The organism is Pseudomonas sp. PDM20 (assembly GCF_014852575.3).
In the GTDB taxonomy this organism is placed as follows: domain Bacteria; phylum Pseudomonadota; class Gammaproteobacteria; order Pseudomonadales; family Pseudomonadaceae; genus Pseudomonas.
The window spans coordinates 3,634,242-3,649,883 of the sequence record NZ_CM181224.1; the positions used below are offsets into that span (position 1 = coordinate 3,634,242).

Annotated in this window: 13 protein-coding genes; 5 read left to right on the forward strand and 8 right to left on the reverse strand. The window is 66.7% G+C overall.

What is annotated here, in order from left to right; all coding sequences use genetic code 11:
• Positions 1 to 25: 25 nt before the first annotated feature.
• The 5 genes from IB261_RS16640 to IB261_RS16660 all read right to left on the reverse strand — a co-directional run bounded on the left by IB261_RS16640 (position 26) and on the right by IB261_RS16660 (position 5,760).
• Complete coding sequence (locus IB261_RS16640) at positions 26 to 1,390, reverse strand: MFS transporter (RefSeq protein ID WP_192382609.1); 1,365 nt, start codon at positions 1,388 to 1,390, stop codon at positions 26 to 28.
• Positions 1,391 to 1,932: 542 nt separating this feature from the next.
• Positions 1,933 to 3,372 carry an aldehyde dehydrogenase family protein gene (locus tag IB261_RS16645; RefSeq protein WP_081519706.1) on the reverse strand — a complete coding sequence of 480 codons (1,440 nt, stop codon included), beginning with the start codon at positions 3,370 to 3,372 and terminating at the stop codon, positions 1,933 to 1,935.
• Positions 3,373 to 3,385: 13 nt separating this feature from the next.
• Positions 3,386 to 4,297: a 5-dehydro-4-deoxyglucarate dehydratase gene (kdgD, locus tag IB261_RS16650; RefSeq protein ID WP_081519705.1), complete on the reverse strand. Its 912-nt coding sequence runs from the start codon at positions 4,295 to 4,297 to the stop codon at positions 3,386 to 3,388.
• 138 nt (positions 4,298 to 4,435) lie between these two features.
• Positions 4,436 to 5,176, reverse strand: coding sequence for a FadR/GntR family transcriptional regulator (locus IB261_RS16655; RefSeq protein WP_081519704.1), 741 nt, complete (start codon positions 5,174 to 5,176; stop codon positions 4,436 to 4,438).
• Positions 5,177 to 5,388: 212 nt separating this feature from the next.
• Positions 5,389 to 5,760 carry a DUF6306 domain-containing protein gene (locus tag IB261_RS16660; protein ID WP_192382610.1) on the reverse strand — a complete coding sequence of 124 codons (372 nt, stop codon included), beginning with the start codon at positions 5,758 to 5,760 and terminating at the stop codon, positions 5,389 to 5,391.
• 381 nt (positions 5,761 to 6,141) lie between these two features.
• Between IB261_RS16660 and ccoN the strand changes: the two genes are divergently transcribed.
• From ccoN to IB261_RS16685, 5 genes are all read left to right on the forward strand, one after another.
• A complete protein-coding gene (gene ccoN / locus IB261_RS16665; RefSeq protein WP_192382611.1) occupies positions 6,142 to 7,587 on the forward strand; it encodes a cytochrome-c oxidase, cbb3-type subunit I in 1,446 nt (481 codons plus the stop codon).
• Between the two features lie 10 nt (positions 7,588 to 7,597).
• Complete coding sequence (locus IB261_RS16670; RefSeq protein WP_081519702.1) at positions 7,598 to 7,801, forward strand: hypothetical protein; 204 nt, start codon at positions 7,598 to 7,600, stop codon at positions 7,799 to 7,801.
• 123 nt (positions 7,802 to 7,924) lie between these two features.
• Positions 7,925 to 9,058 (forward strand): HPP family protein, encoded by a 1,134-nt coding sequence (locus tag IB261_RS16675; protein ID WP_192382612.1) that lies wholly within the window; start codon positions 7,925 to 7,927, stop codon positions 9,056 to 9,058.
• Between the two features lie 74 nt (positions 9,059 to 9,132).
• The gene (locus IB261_RS16680) at positions 9,133 to 9,993 is read left to right on the forward strand and encodes a LysR family transcriptional regulator (RefSeq protein ID WP_151187316.1); all 861 of its coding nucleotides are present in this window, start codon (positions 9,133 to 9,135) and stop codon (positions 9,991 to 9,993) included.
• A 113-nt stretch (positions 9,994 to 10,106) separates the two neighbouring features.
• Complete coding sequence (locus tag IB261_RS16685; RefSeq protein WP_192382613.1) at positions 10,107 to 10,766, forward strand: hypothetical protein; 660 nt, start codon at positions 10,107 to 10,109, stop codon at positions 10,764 to 10,766.
• A gap of 275 nt (positions 10,767 to 11,041) precedes the next feature.
• Here IB261_RS16685 and IB261_RS16690 read toward each other — a convergent pair whose 3' ends face one another.
• The 3 genes from IB261_RS16690 to IB261_RS16700 are packed head-to-tail and all read right to left on the reverse strand — an operon-like array spanning position 11,042 to position 15,625.
• Positions 11,042 to 12,232: a beta-barrel domain-containing protein gene (locus IB261_RS16690; RefSeq protein WP_192382614.1), complete on the reverse strand. Its 1,191-nt coding sequence runs from the start codon at positions 12,230 to 12,232 to the stop codon at positions 11,042 to 11,044.
• On the reverse strand, positions 12,222 to 14,381 hold the full coding sequence (locus tag IB261_RS16695; RefSeq protein ID WP_192382615.1) for a type I secretion system permease/ATPase: 2,160 nt from the start codon (positions 14,379 to 14,381) through the stop codon (positions 12,222 to 12,224). The genes IB261_RS16690 and IB261_RS16695 overlap by 11 nt, the downstream gene beginning before the upstream one ends.
• Positions 14,381 to 15,625 carry a TolC family protein gene (locus IB261_RS16700; RefSeq protein ID WP_192223653.1) on the reverse strand — a complete coding sequence of 415 codons (1,245 nt, stop codon included), beginning with the start codon at positions 15,623 to 15,625 and terminating at the stop codon, positions 14,381 to 14,383. Before IB261_RS16700 ends, IB261_RS16695 begins: the two co-directional genes overlap by 1 nt.
• Between the last annotated feature and the right edge of the window lie 17 nt (positions 15,626 to 15,642).

The window sequence follows — 15,642 nt, forward strand, 5'->3', positions numbered from 1 at the left end:
ATCTCCGAAATACCCCCGGAACTGCTCAGGAATTGGCCGGGGCCAGACGTTTTTCAGGCACCTGGCGACCCTTTGGGTCTTCTTCGCACAGCTCCACACGCTCGATGCGGCCGACGATGAACAGGTAGCTCAGCACGGCCACCAGCGCGTTGGCGCCGACGAACACCAGGGCCCACTTGAACGAGCCGGTGGCGCTGATCAGGTAGCCGATGACGATCGGCGTGGTGATCGAGGCGAGGTTGCCGAAAGTGTTGAACAGGCCACCGGAAAGACCGGCGATCTGCTTGGGCGAGGTGTCCGCCACCACCGCCCAGCCCAGCGCGCCCAGGCCCTTGCCGAAGAACGCCAGGGTCATGAAGCCGACCACCATCCACTCGGCGTCAACGTAGTTGCAGAACACCATGGTGGTGGACAGCAGCAGGCCGCAGACGATCGGCAGCTTGCGGGCGAAGGTCAGCGAATGGCCGCGACGCAGCAGGTAGTCGGAGATGATCCCGCCCAGCACGCCGCCGAGGAAGCCCATCAGCGCGGGCAGCGAGGCGATGAAGCCGGCCTTGAGGATCGACATGCCGCGCTCCTGCACCAGGTACACCGGGAACCAGGTGAGGAAGAAGTAGGTGATGGCGTTGATGCAGTACTGGCCCAGGTACACGCCCAGCAGCATGCGGCTGCGCAGCAGTTGGCTGACGTAGTGCCATTTCGGGCCGTCGCTGGCGCGCTTCTGGTCCATGTCGACCATGCCGCCGCCGGCTTCGATGGCGGCGATTTCAGCGGCGTTGGTACGCGGGTGTTCCTTGGGGTTGTAGATGGTCTTCATCCAGATACCGGCGAAGACCATGCCCAGCACGCCCATCACCACGAACACGTGCTCCCAGCCGAAGTGGAAGACGATCCAGCCCATGATCGGTGCGAACAGCGCGGTGGCGAAGTACTGCGCAGAGTTGAAGATGGCCGAGGCCGTGCCGCGCTCGGCGGTAGGGAACCAGGCGGCGACGATGCGCGCATTGCCCGGGAAGGACGGCGCCTCGGCGAAGCCCACCATGAAGCGCAGCAGGAACAGTGCGATCACCGCGCTGGCCACCGGCAGGTAGCCGACGAAGCCCTGCAGGAAGGTGAACAGCGACCAGATGAAGATGCCCGCGGCGTAGACCTTCTTCGAGCCGAAGCGGTCGAGCAGCCAGCCGCCGGGAATCTGCCCGGCCACGTAGGCCCAGCCGAAGGCGGAGAAGATGTAGCCCAGGGTGACCGCGTCGATGCCCAGGTCCTTCTGCAGGCTGGAGCCGGCGATGGAGATGGTGGCGCGGTCGGCGTAGTTGATGGTGGTTACCAGGAACAGCATCAGCAGGATCAGGTAACGCACATGCGTCGGTTTGGCGGTTGCTTGGCTCATCGATTGCGTCTCTTGTCTTGTTGTTATGGGAGCGACCGGCGCAGGCCGGCCAGATTATCAGCCGGCCCGTCGTGGCGAGCCGTTACCGCCTCCTTGCCGACGTACGGCGGGCGCGGCCGGTACGTCCGTTCCGACTCGCACGCAGGACACAGCGGCGAGCGACACAGCAGATAGCGCGCCACGGCCGGCAGGCAGCCGGATGGCGTACAGCGAGAGAGCGTGGAGCGAAGAAAAGGGCCCCGCCGGACGCCTGGCGAGCAGGCGAGACGACACGGCGCGGCCAGGGAACTGGCGCGGGGAAAGCCGGCGCACGGTGGCGCGGCGATGTGAGATCGGACGGTTCTGCATGACGACCTACCTGCGAAGTTGAGCGGAGTGGGACAGCTCGGGGCGCGGTCAGCGCCTGGGTTCGCGGGTACGTGTCGACGGCGGGCAGTCGATGGTCATGGTATTTCCCCTGCTTTGTTCTTGTGTCGGGGTTCGGGTCATGTCTTGTGCAGCGGATGGCGCTGGCAGGCGCCACCCGCTGTTACTGCTATCGGTCAGGCACCGACGTAGGCGGTCTTCACCGTGGTGTAGAACTCCTGGGCGTAGCGGCCCTGCTCGCGCGGCCCGTAGGACGAGCCTTTGCGACCGCCGAACGGCACGTGGTAATCCACGCCGGCGGTGGGCAGGTTGACCATCACCATCCCGGCCTGGGCGTGCCGCTTGAAGTGCGCGGCATGCTTGAGCGAGGTAGTGGCGATGCCGGCGGACAGGCCGAACTCGGTGGCATTGGCCTGGGCCAGCGCTTCGTCGTAGTCCTTCACCTTGAGGATGCTGGCCACGGGGCCGAAGATTTCCTCGCGGTTGATGCGCATGTCGGGGGTGGTCTCGTCGAACAGCGCCGGGGCCATGTAGTAGCCCTCGGTGGCCAGCGACAGGCGCTCGCCGCCGAACAGCAGGCGTGCGCCTTCGTTGCGGCCGATCTCGACGTAGTCCAGGTCCTGGCGCAACTGCGCTTCGGAAACCACCGGGCCGATGTCGATGCCGTCCTGCAGCGCATTGCCTACCTTGATCCGGCGCATGCGCTCGACCATGGCTTCGACGAAGCGCGGGTAGATGCCTTCGGTGACGATCAGCCGGCTCGACGCGGTGCAGCGCTGGCCGGTGGAGTAGTAGGCGCTCTGCACCGACAGCTCCACGGCGCTGGCGAGGTCCGCATCATCGAGGACGATCTGCGGGTTCTTGCCGCCCATCTCCAGCTGCACCTTGGCGCCACGGGCCACGCACTGCGCGGCGATGCGCCGGCCGACGCCGACCGAGCCGGTGAAGCTCACGGCGTCCACCTGCGGGTGGTTGACCAGGGCCTCGCCGATCACGCTGCCACGGCCCATCACCAGGTTGAACACGCCGTTGGGGAAGCCGGCGCGGGAGATGATTTCCGCCAGCGCCCAGGCACTGCCGGGCACCAGGTCGGCAGGCTTGATCACCACGCAGTTGCCGTAGGCCAGGGCCGGGGCGATCTTCCACGCTGGGATGGCGATGGGGAAGTTCCACGGGGTGATCAGGCCGACCACGCCCACCGCTTCACGGGTCACCTCGACGCTGACGCCGGGGCGCACCGAGGGCAGCAGGTCGCCGGCCAGGCGCAGGCATTCACCGGCGAAGAACTTGAAGATGTTCCCCGCGCGGCCGACTTCGCCGATGGCTTCGGGAAGGGTCTTGCCCTCCTCCCGCGCCAGCAGCGCGCCCAGCTCGGCGCGGCGGGCGAGGATCTCGCTGCCGACCTTGTCCAGCGCGTCGGCGCGGGCCTGCACGTTGCTGTTGGACCAGGCCGGGAAAGCAGCGCGGGCCGCCTCCACTGCCTGGTTGACCAGCGCGGCGTCGCCCAGCGCGTAGTCGCCGACCACGTCGGACAGGTCCGACGGGTTGCGGTTCGGGGTTGCGTCGGTAACGGCCAGCCACTGGCCGTCGACGTAGTGCGAATACTGTTGAGCCACGGGAACCTCCGGCTTACTGCGGGCCGAGTTTCTTGATCAGCGCGTCGAGCATCTCGACTTCTTCGCCGGTGAGGTCGGTCAGCGGTGCGCGCACCGGGCCCGCGTCATGGCCGACCAGCTTGGCGCCAGCCTTGATGATGCTCACGCCGTAGCCTTCGCAGCGGTTGCGGATAGCCAGGTACGGCAGGAAGAAATCGTCGATCAGGCGGTTGACCGTGGCGTGGTCGTCGCTGGCGATGGCGTTGTAGAAATCGATGGCGGTCTTCGGGATGAAGTTGAAGACGGCGGAGGAGTACACCGGCACGCCCAGCGCCTTGTATGCCGCTGCGTAGACCTCGGCGGTCGGCAGGCCGCCGAGGTAGGTCAGGCGCTCGCCCAGGCGGCGGCGGATGGCGACCATCGGCTCGATCTCGCCGATGCCGTCCTTGAAGCCGATCAGGTTCGGGCAGCGGTCGGCCAGCTTTTCCAGGCTGTCGGCGTTGAGGCGGCAGACGTTGCGGTTGTAGACCACCACGCCGAAGTCCACCGAGCGGCAGACCTGCTCGACGTGGGCCACCAGGCCTTCCTGGCTGGCTTCGGTCAGGTAGTGCGGCAGCAGCAGGATGCCGGCGGCGCCCTGCTTCTCGGCTTCTTGGGCGTAGGCGATGGCCTGACGGGTCGGGCCGCCGGCGCCGGCGAGGATCGGTACCTGGCCACGGCAGGTATCCACCGCGGTCTTGATGATCGAGGAGAACTCGTTGGGCTCCAGCGAGAAGAACTCGCCGGTGCCGCCGGCCGCGAAGAGTGCACTGGCTCCGTAAGGGGCCAGCCACTCCAGGCGGCGGGCGTAGGTGTCCGCGCGGAAGTTGCCCTGGGTATCGAAGTCCGTCACGGGGAACGACAGCAGACCGGACGAAAGGGTGGACTTCAGTTCTTGTGGATTCATTGGCGATCACCCTGCAAAGCGAATTTTTATAGGAAGAGGTGCAACGACAATCGGCTTATGGCGTCATGTTGTCGGTCATCGTACAACTACAAACAAAAGCCGACAAGTCGTCAGACAACCTTTTCTTCCGTCCGCTCGTCAGCCGAGTTTTTCCTCGGCCGATTCGTGGGCACGGCGCAGGCGTTCGCGGGAGTTGGTGAGGTGCAGGCGCATGGCGGCGCGGGCGGCGTCGGTGTCGCCGCGGGCGATGGCGTCGAAGATATCTTCGTGCTCGCGGTTGACCCGCGCCAGGTAGTGGCTCTGGTCGTCATGGGCCAGGCGCGCCGAGTTGAGGCGGGTGCGCGGGATGATGCTCGCCCCCAGGTGGCTCATGATGTCGGTGAAGTAGCGGTTGCCCGTGGCTTCGGCGATGCGCAGGTGGAACTGGAAGTCCGAGGCCACCGCGTCGCGGCCGTTGGCCTGGCTCTCCTCCAGCGCATCCAGGGCGTCGCGCAGGCCCTGCAGCTGCTCGGGGCTGCGGCGCTGGGCGGCGAGCCCGGCGGACTCCACCTCCAGGCTGATGCGCAACTCCAGCACAGCCAGCACGTCACGCAGGGTGACGATGGTCGCCGGGTCGATGCGGAACGGGCCGTCCTTGGGCGTGTCCAGCACGAAGGTGCCGATGCCGTGGCGGGTTTCCACCAGCCCCGCGGCCTGCAGCCGGGAGATCGCCTCGCGGACCACGGTACGGCTGACGCCCTGCTCGGTCATGATCGCCGACTCGGTGGGCAGCTTGTCGCCGGGCTTGATGCGACCATCGCGGATACGCGCGGAAAGCTCGGCGACCACGTCATGGGCGAGGCTGCGGGAACGTTTGCGGGGAAGCGGACTGGTCGGCATGGTGGTCGCTGGAATAGATGAAGTGGCGGTCATCGTACAACATCGGGATGGCGCCCGGCCATGGCTGGCCAGTTGTGTGATGACTCTGCCCTGCCCCTTCCGCCGATGCCACATCGCGCGCAGGAGCGGACTCCGTCCGCGATGGCTTCGCCCAGCTCCTTGTTTGGCCGGAGTGGCACCGAACCGATCGCGGACGGAGTCCGCTCCTACGCTCATTGGTGTAACCGCAGTACCGCCTCCAGCTCTTCGCGCAGCCAGGGCTCATGGATTTCCGGCAGGCGCTGCGTGATCTGCCGGGCAACCCAGCGCTGGCCACGGCCGATGAAGTCGAAACGCAGCTCCAGGTCGTCGATGGCCATGGCACTGGCATGGAAGTCGCCCACGCCGGTATCCGGCGTGGCGCCCAGTCGTTCCAGGCAGCGCCGCAGGCGCCGGCAGCTTTCCGCCTCGCCCTGGTGCAAACGCTCCAGGCGGTTCCGTGCCACGGTCTCGTCGGCCTGCCGCAGGCTGTCGAGCATCACCCGCGCACCAGCGCGCTCGGCGCGCATCAAGGTCTGCAACCAGTCAATCAGATCGTCGGACATGAAGCCCCCAGGTCATCGCGAAGGCCCATCCTAGACCGTCTCGCGAAATGGTTTTAAATGAATTGAATTGCACTGACGCTGCAATTTTCCGAATACATCCAGCCCGCGCCGTACCTCTTCATTTCCGCTGCGCCGCTCGTCGGCCTTGACCCCGGACAAAGCATTGCAGAGCGGCCGCGTGCCAGCTCTTCGCTTTCAAATCAAAATAACTGCACTTATGCAGCATTATTATTCGTTTGTTGCATCCATTGCGTCTGTTCAGACTGATCGGGCTCCCTGCGGCGAATTGCCTCCTACCTTGCCTCTTCGCCGATTAAGCAACGCTTAGCACTCTCGGGTGCCCAGGGAGCCGTCAGTCAACCGGAGTACGACGGAATCAAGATGGACAGCGCGATACCCCTCTATCAGCACACCCCCCGCGACGCCGAATACAACTACGACATCGTTCGCCGCTTCACCCTCACCACCCTGGGCTGGGGCATCCTCGGGATGCTCATGGGCGTGTTCATCGCCGCCCAGCTGGTGTGGCCGCAGTTGAGCCTGGAGATGCCCTGGACCAGCTTCGGGCGCATCCGGCCGATCCACACCAACCTGGTGATCTTCGCCTTCGGCGGCAGCGCGCTGTTCGCCACCTCTTTCTACGTGGTGCAGCGCACCTGCCGTGTGCGGATCATCTCCGACAGCCTGGCCAACCTGCTGTTCTGGGGCTGGCAGGCGAGCCTGGTGGCCATGGTGATCAGCTACCCGCTGGGCATCACCACCTCCAAGGAATACGCCGAGATGGAGTGGCCCATTGCCGTCTGGGTGACCTTCCTCTGGCTGATCTATGCCTACCTGTTCTTCGGCACCATCGCCCGGCGCAAGGTGCGCCACATCTACGTCGGCAACTGGTTCTACGGTGCCTTCATCGTGGTCACCGGGATGGTCCACGTGGTCAATCACCTGGCAATCCCGGTGACACTGTTCAAGTCCTATCCGCTCTACTCGGGCGCCACCGACGCGATGATCCAGTGGTGGTACGGCCACAGCGTGGTGGGCTTCATCCTCTCGGTGGGCTTCCTCGGCATGATGTACTACTACGTGCCCAAGCAGGCCGAGCGGCCGATCTACTCCTATCGCCTGTCCATCGTGCACTTCTGGGCGATCATCACCCTGTACATCTGGGCCGGCCCGCACCACCTGCACTACACCGCCCTGCCCGATTGGGCGCAGTCCCTCGGCATGGTGATGTCGCTGATCCTCCTGGCGCCCAGCTGGGGCGGCATGATCAACGGCATGATGACCCTCTCCGGTGCCTGGCATAAGTTGCGCACCGACCCGATCCTGCGCTTCCTCGTGGTGTCCCTGGCGTTCTACGGCATGTCCACCTTCGAAGGCCCGATGATGGCGATCAAGACAGTGAACTCGCTGTCGCACTACACCGACTGGACCATCGGCCACGTGCATGCCGGCGCCCTGGGCTGGGTGGCGATGATCTCCATTGGCGCGCTCTACCACATGATCCCCAAGCTCTACGGTCGCGAGCAGATGCACAGCGTCGGGCTGATCAATGCGCACTTCTGGCTGGCAACCATCGGCACCGTGCTGTACATCGCCTCGATGTGGGTCAACGGCATCACCCAGGGCCTGATGTGGCGCGCGGTGAACGAGGACGGCACGCTGACCTACTCCTTCGTCGAGGCGCTGGCGGCCAGCCATCCGGGCTACATCGTGCGGCTGATCGGCGGGTCCACCTTCGCCAGCGGCATGCTGCTGATGGCCTGGAATACCTGGGCCACGGTGCGCGCCGGCAAGCCGGTGTCGAACCTCGAAGCGGCCGCGGCCTGAGGACGCGACGATGCTGCTGAGCCTTATCGGCCTGATCGCCTGTATCGCCGCCTGCTGGCAATCCTGCCGCCATGACGACGAACAGGCGGCGCTGCTGCCCTTCGCCGACGACCCGGAAGCCGCACGGCGCATGAGCGCGGCCACCGGCCGGCACTGCGAAAGGATCGTCCAGCCGCTGCCGGAGCCGCCACCGCCCTACCGACTGCGCGCCTGATCTCCGACGCCAGTGATTTCCTGCTCCACGGACGGAGCCTCCCCGAGTGCCGATGTTGGCACCTTGCAGGGCTCTTTCCCGCGAGAGCCCGTTTTTTTCAGACTTCGCTCCCCGGACCTTCCGATGCCCGCCCTCACCGGCTGGCGGCACCGCGCCGCCGCGTACCTGCCCGACATTCCCCATACCCGCCCGCGCGAATGGCTGCGCGCCTCGCTCGGCGCCAGCCTGGGCTTCCTGCTCAGCGCCGCCACCTGCGGCCTGCTGTTCGGCTCCTCGGTGGCGCTGCACTTCGCCGGCCCCTGGGCCGCTTCGGCCGTGCTGCTGTTCGCCGTCTCGTCCGGTGCCCTCGCCCAGCCCTGGTCGGTGATCGGCAGCTACCTGTGCGCCTCGCTGGTGGCGCTGCTGATCGGCCTGTTCCTGCCCGCCGGCATCGCCAGCGCGGCCCTCGCCCTCGGGCTGAGCCTGCTGCTGATGTACCCGCTGCGCTGCCTTCATCCGCCGGGCGGTGCGCTGGCCTTCTGCATGGTGTTCGCCTCGCCGCTGCCCGGCGAGCCGGCGTGGATGGCATCGCTGCCGGCAATCAGCGGCGGCCTCGGCCTGGTGCTGCTTGCGCTGCTGTTCAACAACCTGACACGCATGCCCTACCCGCGCCGCCGCAGCCTCGCGCCGGACAACCACCAGACCCAGGACCCGGCCCCCGGCGCGCGGGTCGGCATCCAGGCCGCCGACCTCGACCAGGCGCTGGACGAGCTTGAGGGCTTTGTCGACATCACCCGCGACGACCTCGAGCGCCTGGTGCGCAGCACCGAGCGCCACGCCCTGCGCCGCAGCATGGGCGAGACCCGCGCGCGGGAGGTAATGTCCCGCGACTTGATCTGCGCCTCGCCGGAAACCCCGCTCAGCCACGCCCTGCGCCTGCTGGTGAAGCACCACCTGAAGGCCCTGCCGATCCTCGACGAGGAGCGCCGGCTTGTGGGCATCGTCAGCCTGATCGACCTGCTGGTGCCCAGGGGCGCCTGGTGGAAGCGCCTGCTCGGCGGCATCGGCCTGCGCCGCGACCGCCTGCTGGGCGAGGTGATGACCCGCCCGGTGCTGCATGTGGATGCCGACACCCATGCGGTGGAACTGATCCCGCTGCTCTCCGACCACGGCCTGCACTGCCTGCCCGTGCTGGAGCGCGGCGAACTGGTGGGCGTGATCACCCAGACCGACCTGATCGCCGCGCTGGAGCGCGACCTGCTCAGTCACCTGGGCTGACCGCGCTTTCAGTTCGCCTGGGCTGACAGCCCTTTCCGTTACACTGGCCGCCTGAATCGCGCAGAAGCCTTTGCATGGACATCGACCTCACCCGCACCTTCCTGGAAATCGTCCGCCACGGCAGCTTCGTGGCCGCTGCCGACCGCATGCACGTCACCCAGACCGCCGTCACCGCGCGGGTGCAGAAGCTGGAGGCACACCTCAACTGCACGCTGTTCGTGCGCAACCGCGCCGGCGCCCGCCTGACGCCGGACGGCGAGGCCTTCGTCACCTACGCCAACCAGATCCTGCAGACATGGGAAGCCGCCCAGCGCGACCTGCCACTGCCCGAAGGCATCCACAACGTGCTGCACATCGGCGGCGAGGTGAGCCTGTGCAACCCGCTGATGCTGCGTTGGGTCAGCCGTATCCGCCAGACCATCGGCGACCACGCAGTGCGCGCCGAGATCGGCGACGGCCAGAGCCTGCTGCGCCAGCTGGAGCTGGGCGTGCTCGATGCCGCCCTGGTCTACCAGCCGACCTACTGGCCGGGGATGCAGGTGGAGCAGTTGCTGGAGGAGAAGCTGATCCTGGTGCGCGCGCAGAACCCCGAACCCTACGTCTACATCGACTGGGGCGAAGGCTTCCGCCAGCAGCACGACAGCGCCCTGCCGGAACTGTCCAAGGCGCCGGTATCGTTCAACCTCGGCCCGCTGGCGCTGCAGTACATCCTGGAGAACGGCGGCTCGGGCTACTTCCGTACGCGGGTGGTGCAGAGCTACCTCGACCGCAAGGTGCTGCGCCGCGTGCCCAAGGCACCGGAGTTCAGCTACCCGACTTATCTCGTGTATTCGCGGGACCGCGACTCGCAGGCGCTGCAGCAGGCCTTCGCGGTGCTGCGCGAGGTGGTGGCGCAGGACCCGGACTGGTCGCAGCGCTGGGACCCGATGATCTAAGCCGCCAGAGCCGGGCAGGATCAGAATCCTATGAACCCTCCTCCAGAGTAATCTCATAGGGGCAAATCGGCCTCACTTCCACCATGGCGCCCTCTTTCTCCAGTGCGCCCACCATGAAACCGCTTTCTCTCATCCGCCACTCGCTGCTGCGCCCCTGGCTGATAATGCTGTCGTGCGTCGCCTCGCTGGCACAGGCGACCGACAGCAACACACCTCCCGAGCTACTCCGCCTGGCCACAGCCCAGTTCACCGTTGGCGCGCCGCTGTGGCGATCCCTGATAGTGGGCAACCTGGTTACCGAAGCGAAACTCGTCACGCTGGAGGGCGCCCGCAATAACCTGGGCTCCGGCGAGTGGCAACACGACATGGACGGCGAAGACAGCCGCGACTGGCTCTGCTATTGGCTCCCGCATGCAAGGCTGGGCCTATGGCTGGTTTCCGACGCCAGGAAGACCGATGGCAGCCATCGCATCACGCGCATCACCCTGCGCAACCAGCCCCAGCCACAAACCACCAGCGCGTGCGCGGCACTACGGTCTCCCCAGCTTTCGCTGTCGCTCGATGGCTATGACTGGATTGGTGCGTCGAGTGCGGAAGTGCAGGCGGTCATGGGAGTATCGACACCGCCGGCGGACGGCTGGTGGCGCTTCGAACATCACCGCCGGATCGAAGGCAAGTGCGATAGAACCCGATACCGCACCAACTGGCTCTGGCTGCACTTCGCCAAAGGCCGCGTGGATGAGATCGACGCGGGGCAGATCACCAACTGCTGAGTGTGCCTGGGCACAGTCCACGGCCGCCGTAGGAGCGAGCCCGCCCGCAAGCCCCGCCCGGACAACCATGGCAGGCAGGCTCGCCCCTACAGGTACCACGCCCTTGTCCTCCCCAGGTTCCCGGCCCTTTCCTGTCAGGGGAAGGAGGCGTATGCCGGGTGTTCCTGTGTTCGCAAAACCTTCGCCGACAAGGTCCGCAGCCCTCAACGCTGATACGCAGGGCGGATAACCCGTTCCGGGTTATCCGCCCTGCGCGGCTGCCCTATTGGCCGCGGTTACATCAACCGCGCCTTGAGCAACGGCCGCAGCAGGTAGTTCAGCACGCTGCGCTTGCCGCTGAGGATGTCCACCTCGGCGACCATGCCGGGGATGATCGGCAGCACCTCGCCGTTGCGCATCAGCTGGCTGCCGTCGGTCTTGATCAGCACCTGGTAGTAGTACTCCTTGCCGCGCACCGTATCTTCTTCGATCGTGTCGGCGCTGATCTGTTCCAGGGTGCCCTTCAAATCGCCGTAGATGCTGTAGTCGTAGGCGGTGATCTTGACCTTGGCCGGCATGCCCGGCACCAGGAAGGCCACGTCGCGCGGCTTGACCTTGGCTTCCACCAGCAGGCGTTCCTCCACCGGGATCACCTCCATGATCGGCTCGCCCGGCTGCACCACGCCGCCGCGGGTGCTGATCAGCACGGTGTTCACCCGCCCGCGCACCGGCGAGAGGATTTCCGTGCGGCGCAGCTGGTCCTTGCGCTGCTGGACGATGGGCTCGATCTGCGCCAGCTGGGCCTTCTTCTCCTGCCGCTCGGTGTAGGCATCCTGGAAATAGGTGTTCTTCAGCTCGGTGAGCTTGCCGCTCAGGGTAGCGATGTCCTGGCTCAGCTTGAGTGCTTCCATCTGGCTCACCGCGCGGCGCTCCACCAGCGGCTTGACCAGCGCCAGCTGGCTCTGCGCCAGGCGAACCTGCTGCTGCAGCGAGCGGGTGTTCTCCTCCAGCTTGTCGCGCCGCGACTTGAACAGCTCACGTTCGGAACGCGCCACCGGGCCGTCGGCGGGCATGCCTGCGGGGAAGACGATGTGGTCCTGTCCCATGACTTCCGCGTCCAGCCGGGCGATGGCAGCACCGAGGACCTCGGCCTGGTTGGCCGCTTCCTGCCAGGAGGTCTCGAAGTGCGTGCGGTCCAGGCGCACCAGCGGCTGGCCGACCTGCACCAGCTCGCCCTCCTGCACCAGCAGACGGTCGAGGATACCCCCCTCCAGGCTCTGGATCTTCTGCATGCGGCTGAAGGGCACCACGCGGCCATCGCCTCGTGTCACCTCGTCCAGCTCGGCCCAGGCTGCCCAGGCGACAGCGGCGACCAGGCTCAGCAGCAGTGCCCAGAGCAGCGGCCGCGACACCGGGTGGCTGGAAGCCAGCAGCGGGTCCTGCAGCTCGCGGCGCAGGCGTTCGGCAGCGCGGGTTTCACTGGCCATGGACGGCTCCTTCCTGTCCGGGAATCTGTACGGTGCGGTCCTTGACGATCTGGTCCAGCGCACCGTCCATCACCACCTTGCCCTGGCTGAGCACCACGGCACGGGTGGCCACGGCGAGCATGGTCTTCTTGTGCGTGGTCATCACCAGGGTGCGACCTTCCAGCCAACGCTGCAGGTAGCCGATGACGTGCAGCTCGGTGCTCTGGTCGAAGGTCGCGGTGGGCTCGTCGAGCAGCACCACGGGCGGGTCCTGCAGCAGCACGCGGGCCAGCCCCACGGCCTGGCGCTGACCGCCGGAAAGGCTGCCGTTGCCCAGCAGCGGCAGGTCCAGCCCCAGCGGGTGCGAGCGGACGAAGTCGCCCAGGCCGACGCCATCCAGCGCCTCGAACATCTCGTCATCGCTGATCGCCGCGCCTTCCAGGTTGAGGTTGTCGCGCAGGGTGCCGTAGAACAGCGCGACATCCTGCGGCAGATAGCCTATGTGACGGCGCCGGTCGGAAGGGTCGATCTGCGCGATGGCCACGTCGTCCAGCAGCAGACGCCCGGACTGCGCGTCGTACAACCCGGCCAGCAGGCGCAGCAGGGTCGACTTGCCGGCGCCGTTGCCACCCAGCAGCGCGATGCGCTCGCCGGGGCGGATCTCCAGCGCAGCGATGTCCACCGCCGGCGGGTTCTCGCCGTGGGCCAGCTTCAGCGCCTCCAGGCGGTAGTGCCCGGCGAGGCGCTCCTTGCGCACGAAGCGCTTGTCCTGCGGGCGCTCCATGGGCGCCTTCATCAGCTGGTCGAGCCCTTCCATGGCGACCCGGGTGTGCTGCCAGCGACCGAGGATGCCGGCGGCCTGGGACAGCGGCGCCACCGCACGAGCGGCAAGGATGGAACAGGCCACCAGCGCGCCGACACTCAGTTCGCCGGCACTGATGCGGTACACGCCGAACACCACCACGCCGATGTAGCACAACTGCTGCACGATGCTCGCGCCATAGGACAGCGCCGTGGTCAGCGTATGCGTGCGCATGGCATTGCCGGCCAGTTGCGCGGTGAGGTTTTCCCAGAGGTGCAGGCAGCGACCCTCGGCGCGGGTGGCCTTGACCGACTCGAGGTTCTCGATGGATTCGAGCAGGATGCCGTTCTTTACCGCGCCCTCTCGCAGGTTCTCCCGCGACAGCCGCGCCAGCACGCCCTGGCAGAACAGTCCGGGAATCAACATCAGCAATGCCGCCACCGCCGGCACCCAGACCAGGTGCCCGCCGATCAGCGCAATGATCAACAGGAACAGCAGCACGAACGGCAGGTCGCTGATCATCGCCGCACTGGAGGCGGTGAAGAATTCACGCACGCCCTCGAACTCGCGCACCTGCGTACTGAAGGCGCCCACCGAACCGGGCTTGGCCGCCAGCCGGGTGTTGAGCACGCGCTCGAACAGGAGCGTGGAAAGCTGCAGGTCGATACGCTTGCCCATGGTGGTCAGCAGGTGCCCGCGCAACCCGCGGATCACGCCTTCCAGCACGATGGCCAGGCCCACGCCGCTGGCGAGTATCCACAAGGTGTCCATGGCCGCGTTGGGCACCACGCGGTCATACACCTGCATGGCAAACAGCGCCGAAGCAATCGCCAGCAGGTTCGCCATCATCGCCGCCATGGCGACTTCGAAATACGAACGCCAGAGCCGCTTCAGCGGGCCGAAGAACCAGTGATCCGGCTCACGCCTGGCGAAGTCGCCGACGCGCCCGTCCGCCCGGTAACGGCACTTGGCGAAGATCGCAACACCGCTGTAGCGATGCTCCAGTTCGGCCCGCGCAATCCGCTCGACGCCGCCATCACTGTGCGGCACCAGCACGCTGGCGGTCTGCTCATCCTGCTCGCAGAGCACCAGGGTGCCGCCGTCTTCGAGCAGCAGCAGCGCCGGCAGCAGGTAGTTATCCATCTTCGCCAGGGCCAGGCGATCGACCCGCGCGACTATGTCCGCGCGGCGCAAGGCGCGGGGCACAAAACGCAGCGGCAGCCGGCCCTGGTGCAGCGGCATGCCCTCCCCCAGCTCGGCCACGCCCAGTGGCCGGCCCAACTGCCGGCAGAGCAGCGAAAGGCCCTGGCGCAGGGGATCGGTCTCGACTTCGTGATCCGCCAGCAGAACCACATTCTCGGCGTTCATCAGGAGGCTCCCGGGGCCAGGTGGTTTTCCAGCAGCGGCCCGAGCAGGCCGATCTGCGCGGCGGCACGGTACTCCACGCGCTTGCGCTCGAAGCGCAGGTTGGCCAGTTGGCGCTCGGCCTCGAAGCGCTCGCGCTGCACATTGAGCAGGTCGATCACGTCGCGCCGGCCGACCTCGAACTGGTCCCGGTAGACGCCACTGACCTGCTCCGATTCGCGCACCTGCTGTACCAGCGAATCCTGCCGCCAGCGCAGGGTGTCGTCGGTGTCGAAGAGGGTCTGCAGCTTGCGCTTGATATCGCGCTGCATGGCGTCGCGGGTCCAGCGGGTGGACTCCAGGTGCTGCTGGGCGGCGGTGGGTCGGCGGAAGTTGGACAGACCTTCGAAGGTATCCATGCGCAGGCGCAGCGACACCACCGAGTCGTTTTCCAGGTGCCCGCCGATCTCCCGGCGCAGCGACGAGGCCTCCAGGTTCACCTGCGGCAGCAGCGAGGCCTTGCTCTCGCGCAGCTTGGCCTCAGCCACTTCGGCATCCTCGGCGGCCTTGCGGTAGAGCGGGCTGTCGACGATCAGGCGGTTCATGTCGGTACCGACCAGGTAGCGTTGCATGGACAGGGGCTCCGGTTCGGCGAGGTCGGCCGGCGGCTTGCCGACCAGCACTTCGTACTGGTTGCGGGCGTCCTGCAGGGCGCCCTTTTCCAGCGACAACTGCTCCTGCGCGCGGGACAGCTCGAGGTTGGCGCGGTCCAGTTCGCTGCGGTCGGAATAGCCATCGCCGCCGCGTGCCTGGGTCATCTCGCGGATGTCGCCGAGGCGCTGGATATGCTCGCGTACCGTCTCGATCCGCGCCTGGGCGGCGAGCACGTCGAGGTAGGTCTCGGTGATGTCCAGCGCCGCATCCTCGCGGCTCACCAGCGCGGTTTCGTCGAGCTGACGGTGGCTGGCCTTGGCGCTGTCCACCTTGCTCTTCATCTTGCCCCAGTCGTAGAGCATCTGGGACGCAGTGAGGTCGTAGACCACCTCGCCAAAGTCGAACTCGTTGGGCCCGCCGGACATGCTCACCTGCGGGTAGTAGCCGCCCTTGCTGATCTCCACATCGGTCTTGCCGCGCTCCGCTTCCGCCACTGCGGCGCGGACTTCGGGATGGATGGCGAGGCCGGCGCGCACGGCCTCCTCCAGTGTCTGCCCCTGGCCTGCCGCGCTCACCAGCAGCAGGCCGTACAGCCAGGCGTTGCGTAGTGTCATCCAGTTGTTTTCCTTGT